The 23,407-nt window shown below is 37.4% G+C and carries 19 protein-coding genes; 10 read left to right on the top strand and 9 right to left on the bottom strand.

Annotation, left to right across the window (positions count from 1 at the left end):
• Positions 1-16 precede the first annotated feature (16 nt).
• The 5 genes from radA to panC all read right to left on the bottom strand — a co-directional run bounded on the left by radA (position 17) and on the right by panC (position 4,881).
• Entirely contained in the window at positions 17-1,378 is a 1,362-nt protein-coding gene (gene radA, locus ACJRPK_RS02945) for a DNA repair protein RadA (protein WP_407138363.1), read from the bottom strand.
• A 126-nt stretch (positions 1,379-1,504) separates the two neighbouring features.
• Complete coding sequence (locus ACJRPK_RS02950; RefSeq protein ID WP_407138364.1) at positions 1,505-2,653, bottom strand: alpha/beta hydrolase; 1,149 nt, start codon at positions 2,651-2,653, stop codon at positions 1,505-1,507.
• Positions 2,654-2,692: 39 nt separating this feature from the next.
• Positions 2,693-3,658 (bottom strand): lysylphosphatidylglycerol synthase transmembrane domain-containing protein, encoded by a 966-nt coding sequence (locus tag ACJRPK_RS02955; RefSeq protein ID WP_407138365.1) that lies wholly within the window; start codon positions 3,656-3,658, stop codon positions 2,693-2,695.
• 4 nt (positions 3,659-3,662) lie between these two features.
• Positions 3,663-4,013, bottom strand: coding sequence for an aspartate 1-decarboxylase (gene panD / locus ACJRPK_RS02960; protein ID WP_148781110.1), 351 nt, complete (start codon positions 4,011-4,013; stop codon positions 3,663-3,665).
• A 19-nt stretch (positions 4,014-4,032) separates the two neighbouring features.
• Complete coding sequence (gene panC, locus ACJRPK_RS02965) at positions 4,033-4,881, bottom strand: pantoate--beta-alanine ligase (RefSeq protein WP_407138366.1); 849 nt, start codon at positions 4,879-4,881, stop codon at positions 4,033-4,035.
• A gap of 110 nt (positions 4,882-4,991) precedes the next feature.
• On the opposite strand from panC, the gene ACJRPK_RS02970 reads away from it, so the two are divergent.
• The 5 genes from ACJRPK_RS02970 to ACJRPK_RS02990 all read left to right on the top strand — a co-directional run bounded on the left by ACJRPK_RS02970 (position 4,992) and on the right by ACJRPK_RS02990 (position 13,657).
• The gene (locus tag ACJRPK_RS02970; protein ID WP_148781112.1) at positions 4,992-5,801 is read left to right on the top strand and encodes a glycogen/starch synthase; all 810 of its coding nucleotides are present in this window, start codon (positions 4,992-4,994) and stop codon (positions 5,799-5,801) included.
• 19 nt (positions 5,802-5,820) lie between these two features.
• The gene (locus tag ACJRPK_RS02975; protein WP_407138367.1) at positions 5,821-7,440 is read left to right on the top strand and encodes a DUF4270 domain-containing protein; all 1,620 of its coding nucleotides are present in this window, start codon (positions 5,821-5,823) and stop codon (positions 7,438-7,440) included.
• A 27-nt stretch (positions 7,441-7,467) separates the two neighbouring features.
• Positions 7,468-9,315, top strand: a complete 1,848-nt coding sequence (gene glmS, locus ACJRPK_RS02980; RefSeq protein ID WP_407138368.1) for a glutamine--fructose-6-phosphate transaminase (isomerizing) — start codon at positions 7,468-7,470, stop codon at positions 9,313-9,315.
• A gap of 91 nt (positions 9,316-9,406) precedes the next feature.
• A complete protein-coding gene (locus tag ACJRPK_RS02985) occupies positions 9,407-12,166 on the top strand; it encodes a TonB-dependent receptor (RefSeq protein ID WP_407138369.1) in 2,760 nt (919 codons plus the stop codon).
• A gap of 24 nt (positions 12,167-12,190) precedes the next feature.
• Entirely contained in the window at positions 12,191-13,657 is a 1,467-nt protein-coding gene (locus tag ACJRPK_RS02990) for a G-D-S-L family lipolytic protein (protein ID WP_407138370.1), read from the top strand.
• A 3-nt stretch (positions 13,658-13,660) separates the two neighbouring features.
• Here ACJRPK_RS02990 and ACJRPK_RS02995 read toward each other — a convergent pair whose 3' ends face one another.
• Entirely contained in the window at positions 13,661-14,947 is a 1,287-nt protein-coding gene (locus ACJRPK_RS02995; RefSeq protein WP_407138371.1) for a sterol desaturase family protein, read from the bottom strand.
• 267 nt (positions 14,948-15,214) lie between these two features.
• Between ACJRPK_RS02995 and atpD the strand changes: the two genes are divergently transcribed.
• Together atpD and ACJRPK_RS03005 are read left to right on the top strand one after the other, a co-directional pair.
• Positions 15,215-16,723: a F0F1 ATP synthase subunit beta gene (gene atpD, locus ACJRPK_RS03000; protein WP_148781117.1), complete on the top strand. Its 1,509-nt coding sequence runs from the start codon at positions 15,215-15,217 to the stop codon at positions 16,721-16,723.
• Positions 16,724-16,811: 88 nt separating this feature from the next.
• Positions 16,812-17,090: a F0F1 ATP synthase subunit epsilon gene (locus ACJRPK_RS03005; RefSeq protein ID WP_148781118.1), complete on the top strand. Its 279-nt coding sequence runs from the start codon at positions 16,812-16,814 to the stop codon at positions 17,088-17,090.
• Positions 17,091-17,162: 72 nt separating this feature from the next.
• On the opposite strand, the gene ACJRPK_RS03010 is transcribed toward ACJRPK_RS03005, so the two are convergent.
• Both ACJRPK_RS03010 and ACJRPK_RS03015 read right to left on the bottom strand, forming a co-directional pair.
• The gene (locus ACJRPK_RS03010; protein WP_407138372.1) at positions 17,163-17,714 is read right to left on the bottom strand and encodes a GNAT family N-acetyltransferase; all 552 of its coding nucleotides are present in this window, start codon (positions 17,712-17,714) and stop codon (positions 17,163-17,165) included.
• Positions 17,707-19,554 (bottom strand): M61 family metallopeptidase, encoded by a 1,848-nt coding sequence (locus tag ACJRPK_RS03015; protein ID WP_407138373.1) that lies wholly within the window; start codon positions 19,552-19,554, stop codon positions 17,707-17,709. The genes ACJRPK_RS03010 and ACJRPK_RS03015 overlap by 8 nt, the downstream gene beginning before the upstream one ends.
• 256 nt (positions 19,555-19,810) lie before the next feature.
• On the opposite strand from ACJRPK_RS03015, the gene ACJRPK_RS03020 reads away from it, so the two are divergent.
• From ACJRPK_RS03020 to bioA, 3 genes are read left to right on the top strand one after another with little or no spacing between them, the layout of a single operon-like run.
• Positions 19,811-20,986 (top strand): aminotransferase class I/II-fold pyridoxal phosphate-dependent enzyme, encoded by a 1,176-nt coding sequence (locus ACJRPK_RS03020; RefSeq protein ID WP_407138374.1) that lies wholly within the window; start codon positions 19,811-19,813, stop codon positions 20,984-20,986.
• Positions 20,976-21,617: a dethiobiotin synthase gene (bioD, locus tag ACJRPK_RS03025; protein ID WP_407138375.1), complete on the top strand. Its 642-nt coding sequence runs from the start codon at positions 20,976-20,978 to the stop codon at positions 21,615-21,617. Before ACJRPK_RS03020 ends, bioD begins: the two co-directional genes overlap by 11 nt.
• 27 nt (positions 21,618-21,644) lie before the next feature.
• Positions 21,645-22,913, top strand: a complete 1,269-nt coding sequence (gene bioA / locus ACJRPK_RS03030) for an adenosylmethionine--8-amino-7-oxononanoate transaminase (RefSeq protein WP_407138376.1) — start codon at positions 21,645-21,647, stop codon at positions 22,911-22,913.
• Here the strand turns inward: bioA and ACJRPK_RS03035 are convergent.
• Entirely contained in the window at positions 22,910-23,350 is a 441-nt protein-coding gene (locus ACJRPK_RS03035) for a cytochrome c oxidase assembly factor Coa1 family protein (RefSeq protein WP_407138377.1), read from the bottom strand. The genes bioA and ACJRPK_RS03035 overlap by 4 nt on opposite strands.
• Between the last annotated feature and the right edge of the window lie 57 nt (positions 23,351-23,407).

The raw sequence follows: 23,407 nt of genomic DNA on the forward strand, positions 1-23,407 counted from the left end.
TTTGAGAGCTATTTTTTTACTCAAAAAGATGCACAGCTATATCCTCAATTTTTGCCACAAGCTGTATGTTGATTTGTGTGTTTTTAAGGGATATTTTGTTGTACTTAGATACAAAAATGGTGGAGAAGCCCAGTTTTTCTGCTTCATGTATTCGTTGTTCAACCCGTGTTACCGGACGTATTTCTCCCGCCAAACCTATTTCTGCAGCAAAACAGTAATCACTTGGGATTGATACATCTTCGTTCGAGGATAAAATTGAGGTAACCACGGCCAAATCAATGGCAGGGTCATCGATCGAAATACCCCCGGTGATATTTAAAAATACATCTTTGGCACCAAGTCTAAAGCCCGCTCGTTTCTCCAATACTGCAAGAATCATGTTGAGGCGTTTGAGATTGTATCCTGTAGCACTTCGCTGGGGCGTTCCGTACACGGCTGTACTCACTAACGCCTGTACCTCGATCATAAATGGACGCATCCCTTCTATCGAAGCTGCAATAGAAGTACCGCTAAGTTCTTCATCTTTTTTCGAAATCAGAATTTCACTAGGATTACTAACTTCTCTCAATCCGCTACCTTGCATTTCATAAATTCCAAGCTCTGCGGTTGACCCAAAACGATTTTTTAAAGCTCGTAAAATGCGGTATACATAATTACGGTCTCCTTCAAACTGTAATACGGTATCCACCATATGCTCCAAGATTTTTGGTCCTGCGATGGTTCCGTCTTTTGTTATGTGACCTATCAATAGTACAGGCGTAGCTGTTTCTTTGGCAAACTTTATAAGCTCAGCGGTGCACTCTCGTATCTGAGAGATACTACCAGGACTACTCTCGATATAATCACTATGCAGGGTCTGAATTGAATCGATGATTACTATGTCAGGCTCTATAGTTTCAATCTGTTTGAAAATATTTTGAGTCTTAGTCTCTGTAAGAATTAAGCAATTATCAGTTTTTGAAGTGATGCGTTCTGCACGCATTTTTATTTGCTTTTGACTTTCTTCACCAGAAACATACAGCGTTTTATATGGTAACTTCAAACTAATCTGAAGCAGCAACGTACTTTTTCCTATGCCGGGTTCACCGCCTAATAATGTTAAGGACCCGGGAACTAATCCTCCGCCCAGTACACGATTTAACTCATTGTCGTCTGTGTTGAATCGCATTTCCTGACTCCCGTCAATTTCTGATACTCGTAAGGGCTTAGAGGTCCTAGATATTTTAGAGTCGGTAGTTTTCCAATCTTTCTTATTTTCTTTTTGAACGACCTCTTCAACAATGGTATTCCACTCTTTACAAGCAGAACATTGGCCTTGCCATTTCGAATATTGCGTACCGCAATTTTGACAAAAAAAAGTGGTTTTCACTTTACTCATTGGGTATTTTTCTTAAAATTATAAAAGTAAGATAAACTGAATTAGTTTTTAGATAATTACAGGTTAAAAAAAGGAGGCTCCTTTTTTGAGCCTCCCACTAGTTTGTATAGAAAGATAGATTTAGTCTTACCAGCCGAAATCTTCTTTAATCTTATTTACTTTATCTAACATATAATCTTTGGTCAAGAAGGCCACCTCATTGAGTAGAAAACCATTTTCATAGGCCCTCATAGCTTTTTTGGGTTCTCCAATTTGTTCATAATGCATTCCCAAAAAATAATGGCCAAGCATCGTTTCAGGATGTTCTTTGGTTGCTAATTTACCTAGAGGTTCAAGCTCATCCCAGTTTTCATTTTTGATCAATGCTGTAGAAACTGCTATAAAATCGTTTACACGAATTTGTCTTTTAATACCATAGAGTTTTTCTGTGGTTTTGTACAAATCAACTAACCACTCATATGGAGAGGTTTCCAATGGTAGAATAACTTCTTTATACGTCCTTTTACTAATAGGACGATACATTTCAAAAATACTTTCTAGCGCTCTTGGAATGGCTCTTCCGACAAGGGTGTAATGAGAGGATTCATTGAAGTTGTCAAAACTATAATTAACTTCGGGGTTTTCTATAACACTTAGATTTTCATCTAGAGCGATTAGATTCTTTTTAATGTTATCCGCATCATTAGTTGCAGTAGCTAAGTAATACCAAAGTTCTTGAGAAGATGTTGTTAATATATTTGAAATACGATCACCCATTGGCGGAGCTAATTCTGGGCTCAAATTAATATAGGCCTGAAAAATAGGATTTTCTTTAAAAAGAAAATAATTAATAAAATTTGAGGTATAATCATGTCCTACTATAATTTTTAATTCTGCTGTGCGATAGGTTTGGTTGAGATATGGTAATAGCTCTTGTCCTATAAACTCGAAAAACTGAGCCCCCTTGTTTACAGGTAAAAATTCAGCTTCATCATAACGACAATCTTCCATTCTAGTCTTATCCTGTACAATTCCCACCACAATTGATTCTGGCATGTCTTCCCAATAGGAGAAGTAATCAACATTACCTGCCATCGGTTCAAAAAGATAATCTCCGTCGAGAACGATAATCAAGGGGTAAATTTTCTTCTCGTTCTTATCGTAATTTCTCGGTAGTTGAATTTTTAAATCACGATTTTGATCGAGTTTTATAGAGCGAAAGGTTTCATAAATGACCTGACTATGGACAGCGGTGCCTATAATCATAAGTAATAGTAACAGTAGTATCCTTTTCATAAGTATAGCATTAGGGTTAAGCAAGGAGCAATATATAAATTATTTTGCTTTGTTTAAAACAGGTAATAATATAAACGATAAACTGCCCAGAAATAGTATCAATAATGTTTGTGATCCCCAAATGATCCACCCAAGTGCCTCTCCTGTTGCTTGTTGGATGTCAAAAAGAAGTAAAATAGCACCGATAGCAATTGGGTACAGACCAATGCCGCCGTTGGTCACCGTCATTGCAAAAGAGCCTGCTACAAATGTAGCTAGAATAGCTTGAAACGATAAATTTTCTGTCCCTGACACGGCATATTTTGAAACATAAATCATTAATATGTAGAGGATCCATATCGCCAAGGTGTGAAATAAGAAAGACCATTTCTTCTTCATGAGCAGTGCACTTTTGATACCATCCAGTAATCCTTCTGCAAAAGACTTTATTTTGATAAGGAGATTGTGGTTTGCCTTTTTAAGCAGCTTCAGGATAAGTATTCCAATCAATAATAGCGCTACCAGGACTGTAATTGATGTAAATGGATTAATGTTTTTTTCGTCAAAATATGTGTAAAGCAAATCAAATTGCCATATGAATGCAATTCCTGTTATCAAAAGGAGCATCACAAAATCAACTAAGCGTTCTGATACAATGGTACCAAAGCTCTTTTCGAATGGAACTTTTTCGTACGTTGTGAGTGTGGCACCTCGCAATATTTCCCCTGATCTTGGCACTCCCATATTGGCTAAATAACCAATCATCACTGCAAAAAATCGATTGTAAAAAGTAGTACGGGAACCTATGGTATCTAATAAAAATTGCCAACGGTATGCTCGTGATATATGCGATAACATTCCAAGAAATACGGATAAAACAACCCATTCTATCTCGGCATTCGTTATTGCTGTCCACAAGATTTGGCGTTCGTCAGGCGTGGCAGAATAAATAGAATACCAAATTAAAAAAACTCCCAAAGCTAATGGGAGTGTTATTTTTAAAATTTTCTTTAGCTTGGTATTCAAGGAATTATTTTAATAAATTATTTTCCTCATTAGGAAAAAGAATGGCAGGTTTGAACTGTTTTGCTTCTTCAATTTCCAGCATGGCGTAGGTTATAAGTATAAGAACATCTCCCTTAGCCACTTTTCTGGCAGCAGCACCATTTAGCGTGATTTCTCCGCTGTTTCTTGGTCCGGGAATAGCATAAGTTTCCAGGCGTTCACCATTATTATTATTTACGATTTGCACTTTTTCTCCTTCAATGATATTAGCAGCATCCATAAGGTCTTCATCAATAGTAATACTTCCAATATAGTTTAGATCAGCACCGGTTACTTTAACCCTGTGAATTTTCGATTTTACAACGTGTACAAACATGTTACAAAGGTAGTTAATTTTAGTTTAAGGCAATATTATCAATAAGTCGAACTTCTCCCGCAAAGACTGCTATGAAAGCTCGATATTTACAATCATTTTTTCTCTCTAAGATAGGTTGCAGTGTGTTGCTATCGGCAATCTGAAAATATTCCAATTTAAAGAAGGCATTATTTTTAAAACGTTCGGCAACCAAATCTTTTAATTCATCTACACTTTTTGTGCCAAAATGGCTTTTGACTTCTTGTAAAACACTGTAAATAAGTGATGCGTTTTCTTTTTCTACATCTTTTAAACGCTTGTTTCTGGAACTCATGGCGAGACCGTCTATGTGTCTGTGAATGGGACACCCTATGATCTTAATAGGTAAGTTTTCAATAGAAACTAATTTGCGAACAATCTGTAATTGTTGAAAATCTTTTTCTCCAAAATATGCTCGTGTAGGTGAGGTTATTTGAAACAAATGCTTTAAAACTGTGCCTACACCGTCAAAATGGCCGGGTCTAAACTCACCTTCCATTACATGTTCTAGTCCGTCAAAATCATAAGAAAGAACACTTTGGTCAGCACCGTATACCTCTATCGGTGTCGGAGCGAAAACGATTAGATTAGGCGATGTATCTGATAAAAGTTTAAGATCAGAATTTAAAGTACGTGGATATTTTACGAGATCAGAACTGTTATTAAACTGCGTAGGATTCACAAATATGCTGACAATTACATAGTCATTATTTGCTAGAGCATTTTTCACCAAAGCAATATGGCCCTCATGTAAAGCCCCCATAGTGGGAACGAATCCAATACTTTTTTTTTCTTTTAAAATGCGTGCAACATCTTGTTCTATATCCTGTCTTTTTTCGTGTAACCGCATGAGTTTAATTAGTTAAAGGCGTGCAAAAATAAGATATTACTGGCAGACTGCATAAAATTTCGTAATTTCGCAAAAATTTATTCGAAGGAGACGATAAAAGTATCGATTATATGAAAGATAAGAGGATATTGTATGTATCATCAGAAGTAATACCTTACCTACCAGAGACAGAAATTTCATCTATGTCTTTTGAAGCACCCAGAATGGTAAATAGTAAAGGCGGTCAGATCAGGATATTTATGCCTAGATATGGTAACATTAATGAAAGAAGGCATCAGTTGCATGAAGTCATACGCTTATCGGGTATGAATTTGGTAATTAATGATCTTGATATGCCATTAATTATTAAGGTGGCCTCCATACCAAAGGAACGTATGCAGGTGTATTTTATAGATAATGAAGATTATTTTAAGAGAAAAGCAACTTTAACAGACGAAGAGGGGAATTTATTTTCTGACAATGATGAACGGGCGATCTTTTTTGCAAAAGGAGTGATTGAAACTGTTAAAAAATTGAATTGGTCTCCGGATATTATTCATGTGCATGGTTGGTTAGCATCATTATTGCCTCTGTATCTAAGAAATTACTATGGCAATGAACCATTATTTAATCAAAGTAAAATTGTTACTTCGGTCTATGATCATGGTTATAAAGGTACGTTGGATAAAAATATGATGAGTAAGATTAAATTTGACGGAATTGAGGATGAAACGATTGCAAATCTTGCAAAGCCAACATATTCGAACCTTATGAAAATTGCAATTGATAATTCGGATGCAATAATTGTTGGTTCAGAAGAAATTCCTGAAGATCTGACAAAACATCTTAAAGCTATTGATCAGCCAGTCTTAGCGTATAAAAGACCTGATGAATTTGCTGATGCTTATGAGGATTTTTATAGTAATGTTGTACTAGCTTAGGTCAAACATATAAACATACATGAAATTGAAGAATAAGATAATTGGACTAATTAGTGCTGCAGCTATTATAACGACATTTACTAGTTGTGATGATGAGTTTAGTGAGATTGGAAGTGATGTCATCGGGGACGTGAATTTCACAGACGAGGTTTACAGCATGCAGCCCTTGGCGTACACTACAAAATTGGAAAAGGTGCAGACTAGCGGTCTTCAAGGATATCAATTAGGTGTTTATGATGATCCCGTGTATGGATTGTCAGCTTACAGTATATTGTCTCAAATACAACCTACAGTTGAAAACCCAACATTTGGTCGCAATGCTCAGGTTACATCGGTGTTCCTGAATTTACCTTATCAAAGTACGGTTACTAATACTAGTCAGGACAGTGATAACGAAACTCTTACTGAATATAAGTTGGACTCTGTTTATGGTAGCATGCCAATCAAATTATCGGTTTATAAATCAAACTATTTTCTAAAGGATTTTCAAGTTGATTCAGAAGATGGTATGGTTTATTATGACAATGATATCGGTCAAACTCTTGACAGAAATGCTGTAGAAGATTCATTATTAGCAGTGGTTGGATCTTTTAAGCCGTCCGGTGATGAAGTCAAGATAACTGTGCCTGATGGGGATGATGAGGGCACTGCTCCTGACATTTCTAGAGTAAGTCCGAGACTACGTGTTGAACTACCAGCCGAGTATTTTCAACAAACGATCTTAGCCAAAGAAGGAAGTGCGGAGCTTAGTAATGCTAATAATTTCAGAAATTATTTTAGGGGATTGTATATAAAAGCTGAGCCAAAAGATGGAGCGGGAACTTTAATGTACTTCAATATGTCCCAAGCTGATGTTACAGTATTATACTCTTATGAAGAATTAGATACGTCTGATACAGATGGTGATGGAGACACTACGGATTATATCTTAAAGGATAAAGAGTTAAAGTTTAGTTTCTCTAATAACATTATCAATGAGATTGAAAAAACACCAAAATTAACTATACCTGATGGTAATAAGGAAACTGGTGATGAGAAAGTGTTTATCAGAGGAGGAAGTGGGGCGATAGCTACCATTGAATTATTTAATGAGACAGTTACAAAGGAGGATGGAACAACCGTTTCAGAACTTGATTTTATAAGAGAGCAACAATGGCTAATTAATGAAGCTAGTTTAAAACTTTATATTGATCAATCCAGCGTCAATGGAGGTGAGTCTGAGCCCGAAAGATTATATGTTTTTAATTTGGAAACAGGAAATGTTTTAGCAGATTACGTTTTTGATGTTGATTTAAGGCTTGTTAACGAAGAGGAGCCAGTAAATTCTCTTTTAAATCATCTAGGCAGGATAAGTAGAGGTAGTGATAATGCTGGTGACTACTATAAGATAAATTTAACACAGCATCTTATTAGAGTTTTAGAGGGTTTGGATGAAAACACACCTATTGGTATTTCGGTTTCACAGAATGTTAACATCACCAATAGAGTTAAAGCTTTACCTTCGTCCGGCGCTGAAGACTTTAGAATTCCATTCACTTCTGTGGTGGCTCATGAGGGAACGGTTATATATGGGAATACCACTGCCGTTCCAGAAGAGAAGCAGTTAAAGCTTGAAATTCTATATACAAAAGCGCGCTAAACAACTAATCAATAAATTGCGTTATACATGTGTGGAATAGTAGGATACATTGGGCATAGAGAGGCTTACCCCATTATTTTAAAAGGATTAAAAAGGTTAGAATACCGCGGATATGATTCTGCCGGTATTGCTTTATATGATGGGAATGAAATAAAACTATCCAAAACTCAAGGGAAAGTTGCGGATCTGGAACAAAAATTAGAACAAGAAATTTCTACGACTGGATCAATCGGAATTGGTCACACACGATGGGCAACTCACGGAGTTCCTAATGATGTCAATTCTCATCCACATTATTCTAATTCTGGTGATTTAGTAATCATCCATAATGGGATTATTGAAAATTATGAGTCTTTGAAAAAAGAGCTTTCTAATCGAGGTTATACATTTAAGTCTGATACAGATACTGAGGTATTGGTAAATTTAATCGAAGATGTAAAGAAAAATGACAATGTAAAGCTTGGTAAGGCTGTTCAAAAAGCACTGAATCAAACGGTGGGTGCTTATGCTATAGCAGTTTTTGATAGAAATAAACCTGATGAAATCGTAGTTGCGAGACTAGGAAGTCCGCTAGCGATAGGTGTGGGAGATGACGAGTTTTTTATTGCTTCAGATGCTTCTCCGTTTATAGAATATACCAACAATGCTATTTATCTTGAAGATGGTGAGATGGCAATTGTACGTCGGGGCAAGGAAGTTAAGGTAAGAAAGATTAAAGACGACAGCCTTGTAGATCCTTATTTACAAGAACTACAAATAAATCTTGAGCAGATTGAAAAAGGGGGGTATGACCACTTCATGCTGAAGGAAATTTATGAACAGCCTAATGCAATCAGCGATACCTATAGAGGTCGTATGCGCGTTGCGGAAGGAATTATAAAAATGGCTGGTATAGACGATAATTTAGCGAAGCTATTAAATGCTAAACGTATTGTAATCGTAGCTTGTGGTACATCATGGCACGCAGGATTGGTAGCAGAATATATTTTTGAAGAATTGGTTCGTTTGCCGGTAGAGGTTGAATATGCTTCAGAGTTTAGATACAGGAACCCTGTTATTCATCAGGATGATGTGGTAATCGCCATTTCTCAAAGTGGTGAGACAGCAGATACGATGGCGGCTATAAAATTAGCGAAAGAAAAAGGAGCCTTTGTTTTTGGAGTTTGTAATGTTGTTGGCTCTTCAATATCCAGAGAGACACATGCGGGAGCTTATACACACGCAGGACCAGAAATCGGAGTGGCCTCAACAAAGGCATTCACCACTCAAATAACTGTTCTTTCTCTAATCGCTTTGAAGCTTGCCGAACGCAAGGGAACTATTTCTAACAGCGATTTTCATTACTACCTTCAAGAGCTTGAGCGTATTCCTGAAAAGGTAAAACACGCGTTAGAATCTAATGATCATGTAAAGTTCATTGCGGATACCTATAAAGATGCTAAAAACTTTTTATATCTAGGAAGAGGCTTTAATTTTCCTGTAGCTTTAGAAGGAGCACTTAAACTTAAAGAGATTTCTTATATTCATGCAGAGGGGTATCCAGCGGCAGAAATGAAACACGGTCCTATAGCCTTAATCGATGAGCAGATGCCTGTATTAGTCATTGCTACTAAAAAAGGTCATTATGAGAAGGTTGTTAGTAATATTCAGGAAATTAAATCTAGAAAAGGTAAGATTATAGCTATTGTTACCGAAGGTGATGAAACAGTTAGAGATTTGGCGGATCATGTAATAGAAGTGCCAGAAACGGAGGAGTTCTTATCTCCGCTTTTAACAACAATACCGTTACAGTTATTGTCTTATCACATTGCAGTGATGTTGGATAAAAACGTAGATCAACCTAGAAACTTAGCTAAATCAGTAACAGTAGAATAGTTTTGTTGTTAAAATCATAGTTTTTTAACTTTTTTTCAAACGAAACCTAAAAAAACGTATATTGTTCTCATAACTTAAATCATTTTGGGGTATGAGAACATTTTCGTTTATGCTTTTCCTTTGTCTAGGAATTGCTGCGTCATCACAAACAACTATTTCAGGAAAAATTGTCGACGAGAGTAATCAACCAGTACCTGGTGCTAATGTCTCGATTGTCGGTGCATTAGTAGGTGCGGTGGCCGATTTTGATGGATTATTTTCACTAACGGTAGAACAGGAGCTGCCTTTTACTATTGAGATCAGTAGTGTGGGGTTCGATACCGCTGATAGAGTTATTACGGGTCCTGTTGCAGATCTTATAATTGTTTTAAAAGAGGGAACAGAGCTGGATGAAGTGGTAATTTCAGCATCCAGGACCCCTGAGCGTATTTTTGAATCACCGGTAAGTGTCGAACGCTTCGGAATTAAGGAAATAAAAAATACTCCAGCTGCTGACTTTTACGGAGGCCTGGAGAATCTCAAGGGGGTTGATGTCAACACCAATAGTCTTACCTTTAAATCAATAAATACCAGAGGATTTGCAACCTTTGCTAATACTCGATTTGTACAGCTTGTGGATGGTATGGATAATACAGCGCCGGCATTAAATTTTGTGCTTGGTAATTTATTAGGGATGACAGAGCTGGATGTAAATAGTGTTGAGTTGTTGCCCGGAGCTTCCTCTGCTTTATATGGTGCAAATGCATTTAACGGAATCCTTTTTATGACGAGTAAAAATCCTTTTGATCATCAAGGGATTAGCGCATATTTTAAAGGAGGACTTACTTCACAAGAAGCGGCTGGAGATAATGAGTATTATGACTATGGTATTCGTGTAGCACATGCATTTTCAGATAAATTTGCAGCTAAGGCTAATTTCTCTTATTTGAGAGGAACAGATTGGTACGCCACCAATACGATTAATGTTTTGGATCCGTCAACAGATCGATCAGACCCAAACTATGATGGACTCAATGTGTATGGTGATGAAGTGAGTACAAATATACGTGGCGTAGGAGTAGCACTGGTCTCTGCTGGAATTCTTCCGGCTGGTGCAGAGAATTTACTTCCCAATGAAGATGTCAGCAGAACCGGTTACGAAGAACAGGCATTGAACGATTATAAGGCTGAAAGTGTAAAATTTGATGCAGCCATGCATTATCGTCCTTTTGCTAATGATTTCGAAATTATTTACCAAGGTAAAATAGGTAAAGGAACAACCATTTATCAAGGAGCAAACCGTTATTCAATTAGAAATTTTTTCTTACAGCAGCATAAAATCGAAGTCAAGAACAACAACTTTTTTGTACGCGCATACCTAACCGATGAAGATGCGGGAGACTCTTACGATGTTAGATTTACTGGGATTAATATTAATCGGAAATGGAAAGATGACCAGACCTGGTTTGGCGAATATGCCGGCGCTTATGTGCAAGCCACCTTAGCTGGGCAATTGCCCGAAAACGCCCATGCGCTAGCAAGGCAAGCTGCTGATACGGGAAGATTAGTGCCGGGAACTCCGGCGTTTCAGCAAGCTTTTCAAGATGTAACACGTGACCCTGACTTGTCTTCCGGGTCTCAATTTAGAGACGCAACGCAACTTCGCCATGCTGATGTTAACTATAACTTTTCTCATATTACAAGTGAGATTGCTGATATTCAAGTTGGAGGTTCTTTCAGAGAGTACAAGTTAAATTCTTTTGGAACCATCTTCACAGATTTTGATGGTCCTATTCGGTATTCAGAGTACGGAGCATATTTGCAGATTCAGAAAAAACTTTTAGAAGAACGTTTAAAACTTACTGGCTCTTTACGTTATGACAAATCAGAATTATTTGACGGAAATTTATCTCCGCGGTTATCTGTCGGGTATACCCTTGGAGCTGATAAGAACCATAATCTAAGGGCTTCTGTGCAAACAGGGTTCAGAAACCCTACCACGCAAGATTTGTATATTGGTTTAGATGTAGGGCGTGCAGTTTTGGTAGGTTCGGCGCCAGACAATCTAGATCGTGATCGTCGAACGTATGATTTGAGTGGCAATGGGGCAGCGGTAACAGGAAATCAAACCGTAACGGTTACAGGTCGAGAGGCTTATGAAAATTCATTCTCTGCAAGCTCGGTAATCAATGGAGCACCGGTGCAATCGGAAGCAGCTCTTGTACAGCCAGAAAAAATTACTGCTTTCGAAGTAGGGTATCGTGGTAAAATCAGCCGGTTTGTAATAGATTTAAGTGCATATTATAATAAGTACAGTGATTTTATTTCTACAGAAAATGTAATAGTGCCATTGTATGGAGAGGTTGGTGACGATGGGTTGTCGTTATTGGCTCTGCAAAATGGAGATGCACAGGTGTATCAGGCGTATACAAATTCTGCTGTTGATATCAACTCCTTGGGAGCTATAATTGGGGTCAATACAAAAATATTCGGAGATTTTGATTTAGGGGTGAATTATACCTATGCAGAACAAGATTTTGATAAAGAAAAAGACGCTGATTTCCGAACTAATTTTAATACGCCAAAGCATAAGGTAAAGGCCTCATTCGGGCATACAAACCTGTTTACTAATTTTGGATTTAATACAAGCTATCGCTGGAGTGATAGTTATTTTTGGGAAGCATCTTTTGGAGATGGGGATATACCATCATTTTCGGTAATTGACGCCCAGATTAATTATAAAATCCCAAAACTGAAGACTACTCTCAAACTCGGTGGAACAAATATAGGTGGTGATGAGTATTTTACGGCTTTTGGTACCGGATATATTGGTTCTCAGTATTATCTGGGGCTTACCATTAACAACCTTTAGAAATTTTAATTTAAAGAATTCGATATGAACATTCAAACTAAATGGATAATCGCACTGTTTGCAGTGTGTTGCTCGCTAGCTTGTGAGTCTGACGATGATACTTCTGAAAGTACAGAAAAAGAAATCATTGTATCCGGTACAGCTGATTTTTCTATCTATGTAGCTCTGGGAAATTCATTGGCTGCAGGGTATACTGATGGCGCTTTATTTAAGGCAGGACAGGACCACTCATTGCCCAATATATTATCGGGACAATTTGCTTTAGCTGGCGGCGGTAAATTTACGCAGCCTATAACTAATGATAATATTGGTGGTATCACTTTAGGTGGAAATATAATTGGATCACCAAGATTGTATTTTTATTCAGATCCTAATCCTGAACCGCCCAACGAATCGGGACCCCGAGTTCTGGATGCTATACCAACAACTGAAGTATCGGCCTTAGTTACGGGACCATTTAATAATTTAGGAGTTCCGGGAGCAAAAAGTTATCATCTGCTGGCTGAAGGTTACGGAAATGTTTCTGGCGTAGCAACCGGTCAGGCCAATCCATATTTCGCCAGAATGGCTTCATCTTCTAATGCGTCTGTTTTAGGAGACGCATTAGTTCAAAACCCTACCTTTTTTACTTTGTGGATAGGTAATAATGACGTTTTGGGTTATGCGCTTTCTGGAGGAGATGATTCAGATGCGATTACAGATATTACATTGTTTACACAAGCGTATACAGGGTTGGTAAACGGATTGACAGAAAACGGAGCTTCAGGGGTACTCTACTCTATTCCTAATATAACTACAATACCGCATTTCACTACGGTTCCTTATAATCCCGTACCGATGGATGAAGCAACTGCTACTCAGGTTAATCAAGGCTATGCGAATTACAACGGCGGATTGATACAAGTCGAAGGTTTGGGAGCTATTTCTGCTGAAGAAAGAGTGGCTAGAACTATAGTTTTTAAGGAAGGAACTAACGCAGTCGTTATTGTTGATGAAGATCTAACAGATTTATCAGCTTATGGTTTGCCTAAGTATCGCCAAGCTACAAAAGAGGATTTATTAATCTTACCCAGTTCATCTTTTATTGGAACAGCAGTGGATAACGATCCTGCTATGATCAATGGAGTTTCGGTGCCATTAGAAGATAAATGGGTATTGGTTGCTAGCGAACAACAAAATATAGCTGACGCTACCATGCAGTTCAATGCTGTGATAAAGGGGGCAGTTGACCAAAATGATCTTGCTTTTGTAGATGCAGCTGGTTTATTAGAAGAAATTGATAATGGTGGAATTACTTTTGATGATTTTGAGTTACAAAGTAATTTAGTTTTTGGAGGTGCTTTTTCATTGGATGGAGTCCATCCAACGGCGAGAGGGTATGCATATCTGGCTAATAAAACCTTAGAGGTAATTAATGCCAGGTACGGGGCAAATCTTCCACTGGTGAAAGCTGTTGACTATCCATTATTTTATTCTGAAAAATTGCGCTAACCTTTATGCAGATTTAGATACTCTTTCTAGGGAAGGTACGCTTTGTTTTCTTTCGATAAAATGAAAATAAAAAGTTAGAAATAAGGATAGACCTATATATAATGCAATTGTACAGGTAGTGTACGGTAGATGTGCATCAATACCAAACCAACTGCCCCCTCCCTGGATAATTAGCAGGGAACCGATACTAGCTTTTATGAATTCTGAGTATACCGCAACGATATGGCGATCCATTAAGGAGGTATAAGCAAAAATGGACACCATGAGAAATATAGCGTAATTTACGATTTCGAGGAAAGTTAAGTTGGCTATATTGATAAGAAGGTAATACATTAATAAAACGGTCATAAGCAATTGAAACCAAGACCATAACTTGAGAAATAGAGAACTCTCGGTTGAATATTTTTTGCGAGTGTAAGGATCGGTAGTATATAGCAAGGGGTGTTTTTTGATCATATCTTGAGGTCGCCATCCTGTGGGCATGAACCATATACGCATTTTATCCCATACTCGTTTGGTGCGCCAAGCATCTTTTAAAATTTGCCAAAAATGTAGGTAATTAATTAATATTGGGTTCCATGTGTTAACAGGCTTTTTCACACCGTAGACAGGTGGCTTTTCAGGAAGTTCTTCTTGAAAAGTGCCGAAAAGTTTATCCCACAGTATGAAGATTTCTGAGTAGTTTTTGTCCAAATATTCATCATTTATCGCGAGGTGTACGCGATGATGTGATGGGGTTACCAAGATATATTCCAAGATTCCCATTTTTTTAATGAGTCGGGTGTGATACCAGAATTGTGCAAAAAAATGAACAGGCGCTACAAAAGCAACAACTTCGGCAGGAACACCTAGCAATGCCAAAGGTATATATAGAAAAAAATAGATTGAAAAAATGGCTGATATGTTTTGACGTAAGGCACAGGCCAAATTAAATTCTTCGCTACTATGATGAATAATATGACGATTCCAAAATACATTTATGGTATGGTTGAAACGATGGGACCAATACCCTGCAAAATCTAACCCGATAAAAGTTAATGCATAGACTGCTATGGTAGATTTAATTTCAAGCAGCGCTATATGATCCACCATCCAGTCATAACTAATAATAATGACGGCTAAACCCATTAGGGTTTTTAAGGTATTAGTAATACCAGAGCTGATACTGGAAATTGTGTCCAGAGGTTGATTAACCTGTATTTTTTTTAATCGACTTACACCGTATTCTATCAGAATTAACACAATAAAACCAGGGATCGCATAGCTTAATGCGGTTGCATACGTTTCCATAAAAAAAGTTTAACTAAAAATACACAAAGTATTTGAGAACCTAAAGCTGAACATAATGATTTAATAATCAGAAAATAATAGTGTTCGTATTGAAATTCTGCGTAGGTTTTTGTGCACCAAAGTTTAACTTTTAAAAAACAGAAAAAAAGCAGTTATTTTTTTTATTTAAAAGACTATATTTGCAGCCTGAAAAAAGCTCGTATTCAATTGAATTGAATATAAGTGGTTTTCAAGATAGTTAAATACTAAACATTAAATAGTTACATAATGTCTCAAGTTACGGGTAAAGTATCACAAATTGTAGGTCCGGTTATCGATGTAGAATTCGCTGCCGGTACAGAATTACCAAAAATTTACGATTCGTTAGAAATTAATAAAGCAGACGGTAGTAAGCTAGTGTTAGAGATTCAATCTCACATTGGTGAAGATACTGTACGTACCATCGCAATGGATTCCAGTGATGGATTAAGTAGAGGAGTTGAAGCTGTAGCTACAGGTTCTCCAATCCAAATGCCAGTTGGTGGAGATGTGTATGGACGTTTATTTAATGTAATTGGTGATGCGATTGATGGATTAGGAGATCTTCCTAAGAGTGGAGATCATGGTCTTCCGATTCACCGTAATGCACCAAAATTTGAAGATTTATCAACTTCTACAGAGGTTTTATTTACTGGTATCAAAGTAATCGATTTGATTGAGCCTTATGCAAAAGGAGGTAAAATTGGATTATTCGGAGGTGCCGGAGTAGGTAAAACAGTACTTATTCAAGAGTTGATTAACAATATTGCTAAAGGTCACGGTGGTCTTTCTGTATTCGCAGGAGTAGGAGAAAGAACTCGTGAAGGAAATGACCTTTTACGTGAGATGTTAGAATCAGGAATTATCAAGTATGGTGATGATTTCATGCACTCTATGGAAGCAGGAGGATGGGATCTTTCTAAAGTTGACAAAGAGGTAATGAAAGGTTCTAAAGCAACATTCGTATTTGGACAAATGAACGAACCACCAGGAGCACGTGCTCGTGTGGCACTGTCTGGACTTACGATTGCAGAATATTTCCGTGATGGAGCTGGAGATGGACAAGGTAAAGATGTACTATTCTTCGTAGATAACATTTTCCGTTTTACGCAAGCAGGTTCTGAGGTTTCGGCACTTCTTGGGCGTATGCCTTCAGCAGTAGGATACCAACCAACATTAGCAACCGAGATGGGTGCGATGCAAGAGCGTATTACTTCGACTAAGAAAGGATCTATTACATCTGTTCAAGCGGTATACGTACCTGCAGATGACCTTACGGATCCGGCACCGGCAACAACGTTTGCTCACTTGGATGCTACCACAGTATTGTCTCGTAAGATTGCAGAACTTGGTATCTACCCGGCGGTAGATCCATTAGATTCTACATCAAGAATTTTAAGTGCGGATATTTTAGGAGATGATCATTATAACTGTGCACAACGTGTTAAAGAGTTATTACAACATTATAAAGAATTACAGGATATTATTGCAATTCTTGGTATGGAAGAATTATCTGAAGAAGATAAATTAGCAGTAGGACGTGCACGTCGAGTACAACGTTTCCTTTCTCAACCATTCCACGTAGCAGAGCAATTTACTGGTATCCCGGGAGTTCTTGTTGATATTAAAGAAACTATCAAAGGATTTAATATGATTATGGATGGTGAGTTAGATCATCTTCCTGAAGCGTCTTTTAATCTTAAAGGAACAATCGAAGAGGCTATCGAAGCTGGTGAGAAAATGTTGGCTGAAGCTTAATTTAATACAGAATTAAGAATACAGAATTAAGAATGTCTAACATCTCTATTTATTCTGAATTTATAATTCATAATTCATAATTGAACATATGTATTTAGAAATAGTAACTCCAGAGGCTGTATTATTTAGTGGTGAAGTAACTTCGGTTGCAGTGCCAGGTGTCGAAGGTGAGTTTCAAATGTTAAATAATCATGCACCCATAGTTTCGCTATTAGGCAAGGGAAAAGTGAAAATATATGGCAATATTGCTTTAGAAGATGAAGTAGCTTCTAAGTTTTCAAAAGATCCTAATGGAGCTACTGTACTAGCTATTACTTCGGGTACTGTGGAAATGAACGACAATAAAGTGATAGTATTAGCTGATTAATTAGCTTTAGTATCTTATAATTTTGGAAAAGGTCTCAAACAATTTGTTTGAGACCTTTTTTGGTTTAGATAATTACCATTTCCATTCAACGATTTCCCATGTTGTATTTGACACTTTATGACTTAATAATGTTTCAAATCCTACAGCATGATGTGCGTTAAGGGAACGTTTATTATTAGATGAAATCTCAGTAATTAGTACCTCATATTTTTTCCGATAGCATTCCTGCATTTTGCAATATAAGCCTTTAAATATCCCTTGCTTGCGATACGCTTTGTCAATACAGACCTGACCCATAACCAGGTAGGTGCGGTCATTTTTGATTGCTCGATCAATAAGTGTAAACATGGGTTTAAGCTCCTCGATTTCGTTTTTAAGTTCTGTAGACATGGATAGTGCGTAACCCACTACCCTGCCACGATGTTTTGCAAGAACATGAGATTCTATCAAATTCATTTTCTTAAGCACTTCGAAAGTATGATGAACCGTAACAAAACCTTCTTTTCTAATCTCTTCTGTAGAAATATTTTTGGCCAAATTCTGATTTTGTAATCTAAGAATTTCCCGTAATTCTGTGTCGGTCTCTGAAAGTGCATACTTTATTTCAAAAGCCTTGCTATTCATTTTTTAACCAATCGTTTCGTTTTTTAAGTGCTTCTTTATTTGCCTGCTCATCCAAAATGATCGTTGTCACAGGATTTTGTTCCAAGTGGAGTGTCGTTTGCTTCTTTTTACCTAATCGTTCGTAATTGATACGTATAGAATCGCCTGTCTTATACGCAGTAAGAATATTGTCCAACTCTTTTTTATTTCTGATCGTATCATTGTCGATAGCACGTATCACATCCCCTTTTTCCAGCCCCGCTCGATACGCCGGACTATTTTTGATTACGTAGTCTGATAATTTAGCCTGCTCCTTGTTAAATTTTACTGTTAAACCACTATATGGTAAGTCTTCGTTTACTAATTTGATCCCGACTTTTTCAATCAATGTTTTATAATCCGGTCTCTTAGAGTCGTAAATAAAATCATTAAAAAAGCGGCTTGCAAATGCTTTTCCTGCATAGGAGGTTAGAGCATCCTTCAGATTTTCAGCTGTATAAGGTGTTTGAGATTTACCGTAACTGTTCCAGACCAGTTTCATATAATCGTCCAAGTTGAGTGCCTGATCCATAGTTCTTAAAGAAAGATCCAGTGCCAGTCCCAACATACTACCATACGAATAATAGGAGATAAAAGTATTTCCACGATTAACAGGATCTACCGATTTTGCTGCATCTACGAAGGGGGCTTGAAAACTCATCTCAATTGGGCTAAAAAAGTCACGACCCGGTGAATTCCAGACATAGTTGTAGGACCTACTAAGCCCTTCTACATAATCTTTAGTACTTATCAAGCCGGCTCTACATAGAATCAAGTTGGTATAATAACTGGTAAAACCTTCAGCAAACCAAAGTTCACCAGACATATTGGCTTCTTCAAAATCAAAAGGTTCCAAAGATTTGGGGCGAATACGTTCAACATTCCATGCATGAAAAAATTCGTGAGAGACGGTACCAATATTTTTTTCCATACCGCCATCAGCTAAACTTCTACTGTTGGTAAGGATCGTCGAATTGCGATGTTCCATGCCATCTCCTGATGCTTGCGGAATATAACAGGCTAAAAATGTGTATTCGTTGTAATCGAAATCTGGATAACTCCCAAATACTTCTTTTTGCTCAGGAACAATTTTTTTTATTTTTTCAAAATAGGTGTCTGCTTCTTCTTGTGTGCCATTTTGATGTAATGCGAGTTTAATAGTATATTCTTTACCTTCAGCCGGTACTTTAAACGCTCTTAGCATATAATTACTTATTTCTATGGGACTGTCCATGAAATATTGCAAATTTGGTGCTGTAAACGTTGAATCGTTCACTTTTTTAAGTTGTGTAGCAACTTTCCATTCTAAATCTTTTCTAACTTTTACCTGTAATTGACTAGGGGTGTCTTTATAGCTTGGGGCGTATAAAAATGTAGCAGGGATATTTAAGTGTGCGTGGCTCTCGTCAATTTGAGAATAGGTTCCGTCAGCACGATCCGCAAACAAAGTGTATGATATTTTTACCGTACCATCGTGATTCGTGATATTCCACTGATGTGGATTCGGTCTCGTATAATGTAACTTTTCACCAGAGCCGTTCTCTACCTTCACGTCATATACATTCTTAGCAAATTCGTGCAAGGCGTAGCGGCCCGGTGATGTTCTGCTCATTCTAACGGCAAGTGTATCCTGGCTAATATTCGTAAAGACAGCTTCTATGGTTGCTTCATGATGTACCGCATTTTCAAACGAAATGGTGTATGCTGTATGTTGTGAAAAGAGTGAAGTAAGGCTAAAGAAAACTGTAAAATGCGCAAGTATTTTTATTTTTTCGAATTGAGATAAGGATGTATTCTCAAATATAGGTATTATTGAACTCATCTTGACTTTTTCTATTTCCTAAAAAATTACTGAAATTCCCCCATATTTCGTAAATTTTCTTATCCATAGCGCTGCTATAGCTTTCACAAAGTGTCTCATCTAGTCAAATTTCAACTCATTTTCGGTTAAACATAAAAATCAAGATGAGTTCCATTAAAATATGTAAACGTGCTCAAAAGGATTTCATTAATTTTGTTTTATATCAATTGATCGCTTTCGAATTTATTAATCGATTATAAAACATACGCTAGGTATAATGAAGTTTCCGGATCGCTTATCGATAAAACTTAATAAAAGAAAGGCAGAAAATACACTTCGTACACTTACTGTCTCAGAAGGCAAAGTGGATTTTTCTTCAAATGATTATTTAGGCTATGCTAAATCAAAAGCCATACACGATCAAGTAACTCTTGAGTTACAAGCACAAGATGGAAAGATTAATGGCGCTACAGGTTCGAGGTTAATAACCGGCTCTTCGCTGCAAACTGAGACTCTAGAAGATAATCTTGCAAAGTATCATGAAGCAGACTCGGCCTTGCTTTATAATTCTGGATATGATGCTAATATTGGTTTCTTCTCATCAGTTCCTCAGCGTGGTGATGTAATTATATATGACGAGTTGATACATGCTTCTATACGAGATGGTATGCAGATGAGCTTGGCCAAAGCTTATAAATATGCACATAACGATTTGAATAGTTTAGAGCAAAAGATCATTGCAGCTAAACAATCAAAACCAGAGGCAGCTGCGATTTATGTAGTAACCGAATCGGTATTTTCTATGGATGGTGATACACCTGATTTAAAAGAATTCGTTGCTTTGTGTTCCAAGTATCAAGTATATCCAATTATTGATGAGGCGCATGCTGTTGGGGTTTTTGGGAACTACGGCGCAGGATTGGTGCAAGAATTCGGACTGCAAGACAAAGTGTTTGCACGAATTACAACATTTGGTAAAGCCATAGGAGCCCATGGCGCTATAGTATTAGGGAGTGCACAGCTTAGAACTTTTTTGATTAATTTTTCACGAAGCTTTATTTATACTACGGGACTGCCGCCACATTCGATAGCAACTATCGCTACGGTTTATCACTTTTTGAAACAAGGCAATGAACAACAGCTTTTAAAAAAGAATATTCAGTTTTTTAAGAAGCAACTTCAAGTAGAAGGTGTTCAACACTTGTTTATTGACAGCGATTCAGCGATTCAATGCTGTTTGCTACAAGGAAATGAAAAAGTGAAGGCCATTGCAAAAAAAATACAAAGTCAAGGATATGATGTGCGGGCGATTCTGTCCCCCACGGTTCCGGCAGGTTCAGAACGCTTGCGTTTTTGCATACATTCTTATAATTCTAAAGATGAAATCACGAATGTTTTAAACTTGTTAGCTACTTTTGTCCGAGAATACGCAACGCAAGATCATGACAACTAAAGAGAGTAATACACCTAAACGAATTTTTATTACCGGAATTGGTACCGAAGTAGGAAAGACTATTACTTCGGCCATTGTGGTTGAAGCACTTGAGGCAGATTATTTCAAACCTATACAAGCAGGAGATTTGGACTATGGCGATGCTGATAAGGTAAGAGCATTAGTTGCTAACAAAAAATCGACATTTCACTCTAATAGTTATGCGCTTCAAACACCTATGAGTCCGCATGCAGCTGCAGAAAAGGAAGGGATTACAATTGATAGTGCAAATATTATTTTTCCAAAAACGGATAACGCCCTAGTGGTGGAAGGAGCTGGAGGATTACTCGTTCCACTTAACGATACAGAAACCATTTTAGATCTCATACCTAAAGAGTATACAGTTATTGTCGTATCTAGACACTATCTGGGGAGTATCAATCATACCCTTATGACCTTAAAACTTCTGGAACAACTTGGATTTAATATTGCTTTAATTTACAGTGGAGCGGCACACCCTACTACAGAAGCGATCATTCAGAAGATGAGTAAGGTGAAAGTGGTCGGAAGAATCAATGAAGAACCTTATTTCGACCAGCGTGTGATAGCAGAATATGCTGAGCTTTTTAGAAATGAATTACAAGCACTATAAAACTGTAGGAGGTTTAAATTGACTATTATGAGTACACTTCAAGAAAGAGATAAAAAGCATGTATGGCATCCATTAACGCAACATCAAATACATCCTGAGGCATTGCCTATTGTCAAGGCTAAAGGAGCCTTGCTATATGATGATGCAGGGAAGTCTTATATCGACGGAATTTCATCTTGGTACACTGCAATGTATGGACATTGTAATCCCTATATTTTGGAGAAGGTGAAGCAACAAATGGAAACATTGGATCAAATCGTATTTGCGGGCTTCACACATGCTCCGGCGATCGAACTTTCTGAAGCTTTAATTGATATTTTACCGGATAATCAGCAGAAAATTTTCTTTTCTGACAATGGATCCACAGCCAATGAGGTTGCTATTAAAATGGCCTTGCAATATTTTTTTAATCGGGGAGAAAAACGCAATACGATTATTGCCTTCGAAGATGGGTTTCATGGAGATACCTTTGGAGCCATGTCAGCTTCTGGGCTCTCTGTATACAATGGTCCTTTTGAAGATTTTTTTATCGACGTTAAACGGGTGGCAGTACCTACCGATAAAAATATCTCTGAAGTTTTAGTGTCTTTAAAAACTATCATATCAGAAAATGAGGTGGCAGCCTTTATTTACGAACCCTTAGTTCAGGGGGCTAATGCTATGACAATGTTTGAAGCAGAACATTTGGATCAGTTGTTAAGAGTTTGCAAAGAACATGGAGTATTACTAATTGCAGATGAAGTAATGACTGGATTTGGTAAAACCGGAAAGCATTTTGCTTCAGAATATATGCAGGTGCAGCCGGATCTTATTTCCTTATCAAAAGCACTAACGGCAGGTTTTGTACCGATGGCTGTTACGAGTTGTACGCAAGCGATCTATGATGCTTTTTTGGATAATAGCATCGGGAAAGCTTTTTTTCATGCACATACGTATTCTGCAAATCCAATAGCATGCTCAGTAGCATTAGCAGGAATCACCTTATTACAATCTGACGAAATTCGACAAGGTATTGAGCGTATTGCCGCCAAGCATCGAGAATTTGATCAAAAAATAAAGGAACACCCCAGAGTTCGGTCGACGCGACAAATGGGAGTGATCTATGCCTTAGATTTAGAAATTGAAATGGATCGCTATGGCAAGCAACGCTATGAAATTTTTAACCATTTTATGGATCAGGGTGTAGCGCTAAGACCACTTGGCAATACGATCTACGTCTTGCCACCTTATGTTACTACTGATGAACAACTGAACAAAGTGTATGGAAGTATTTTGAAGTTGTTAGACAAACTTTAAAAAATTGAGTTTTGTTGTTCAAAACCGAGCAAATCAATCTGCTCATTTGTGTCATCGATAATTACGTAGATTTCAGAATAGTTCCAGTGATCCTTCTGTTTCGTGCCAACTACATAGAGTCGGGCTTTTCCTTTAGGTCCTTTAATAGGTATGCTGATATCAGCAGTGCCTTTATCATTTTCGAAGGATAATGAACCTTGCATGATGCCATCTGTTTCTATAGGTTCTCCCAGAATTCCGACAATGTATTGATCTTGTCGAACTCGTTCTAAGCCTGATTCATAGGGGTCAGAAGAAGTCACCATTTTACTAACTCCGAAAACTAAAGAGCCCAAAAAAAGAATTACTAATAAGATAATAGTCAGGCATCCGCCAAGAGGAACTACCCATCCCCAATTTCTGCCAAACCAACTTTTGTGCTCTCTAGTGTGCTCCATAATCTTATCAAAATAGTATATGTGTTTCTGGTTATTGTTCTTAACAAACGTTAAGAA

It is taken from the genome of Aquimarina sp. 2-A2, from assembly GCF_045505135.1.
Lineage (GTDB): Bacteria > Bacteroidota > Bacteroidia > Flavobacteriales > Flavobacteriaceae > Aquimarina > Aquimarina intermedia.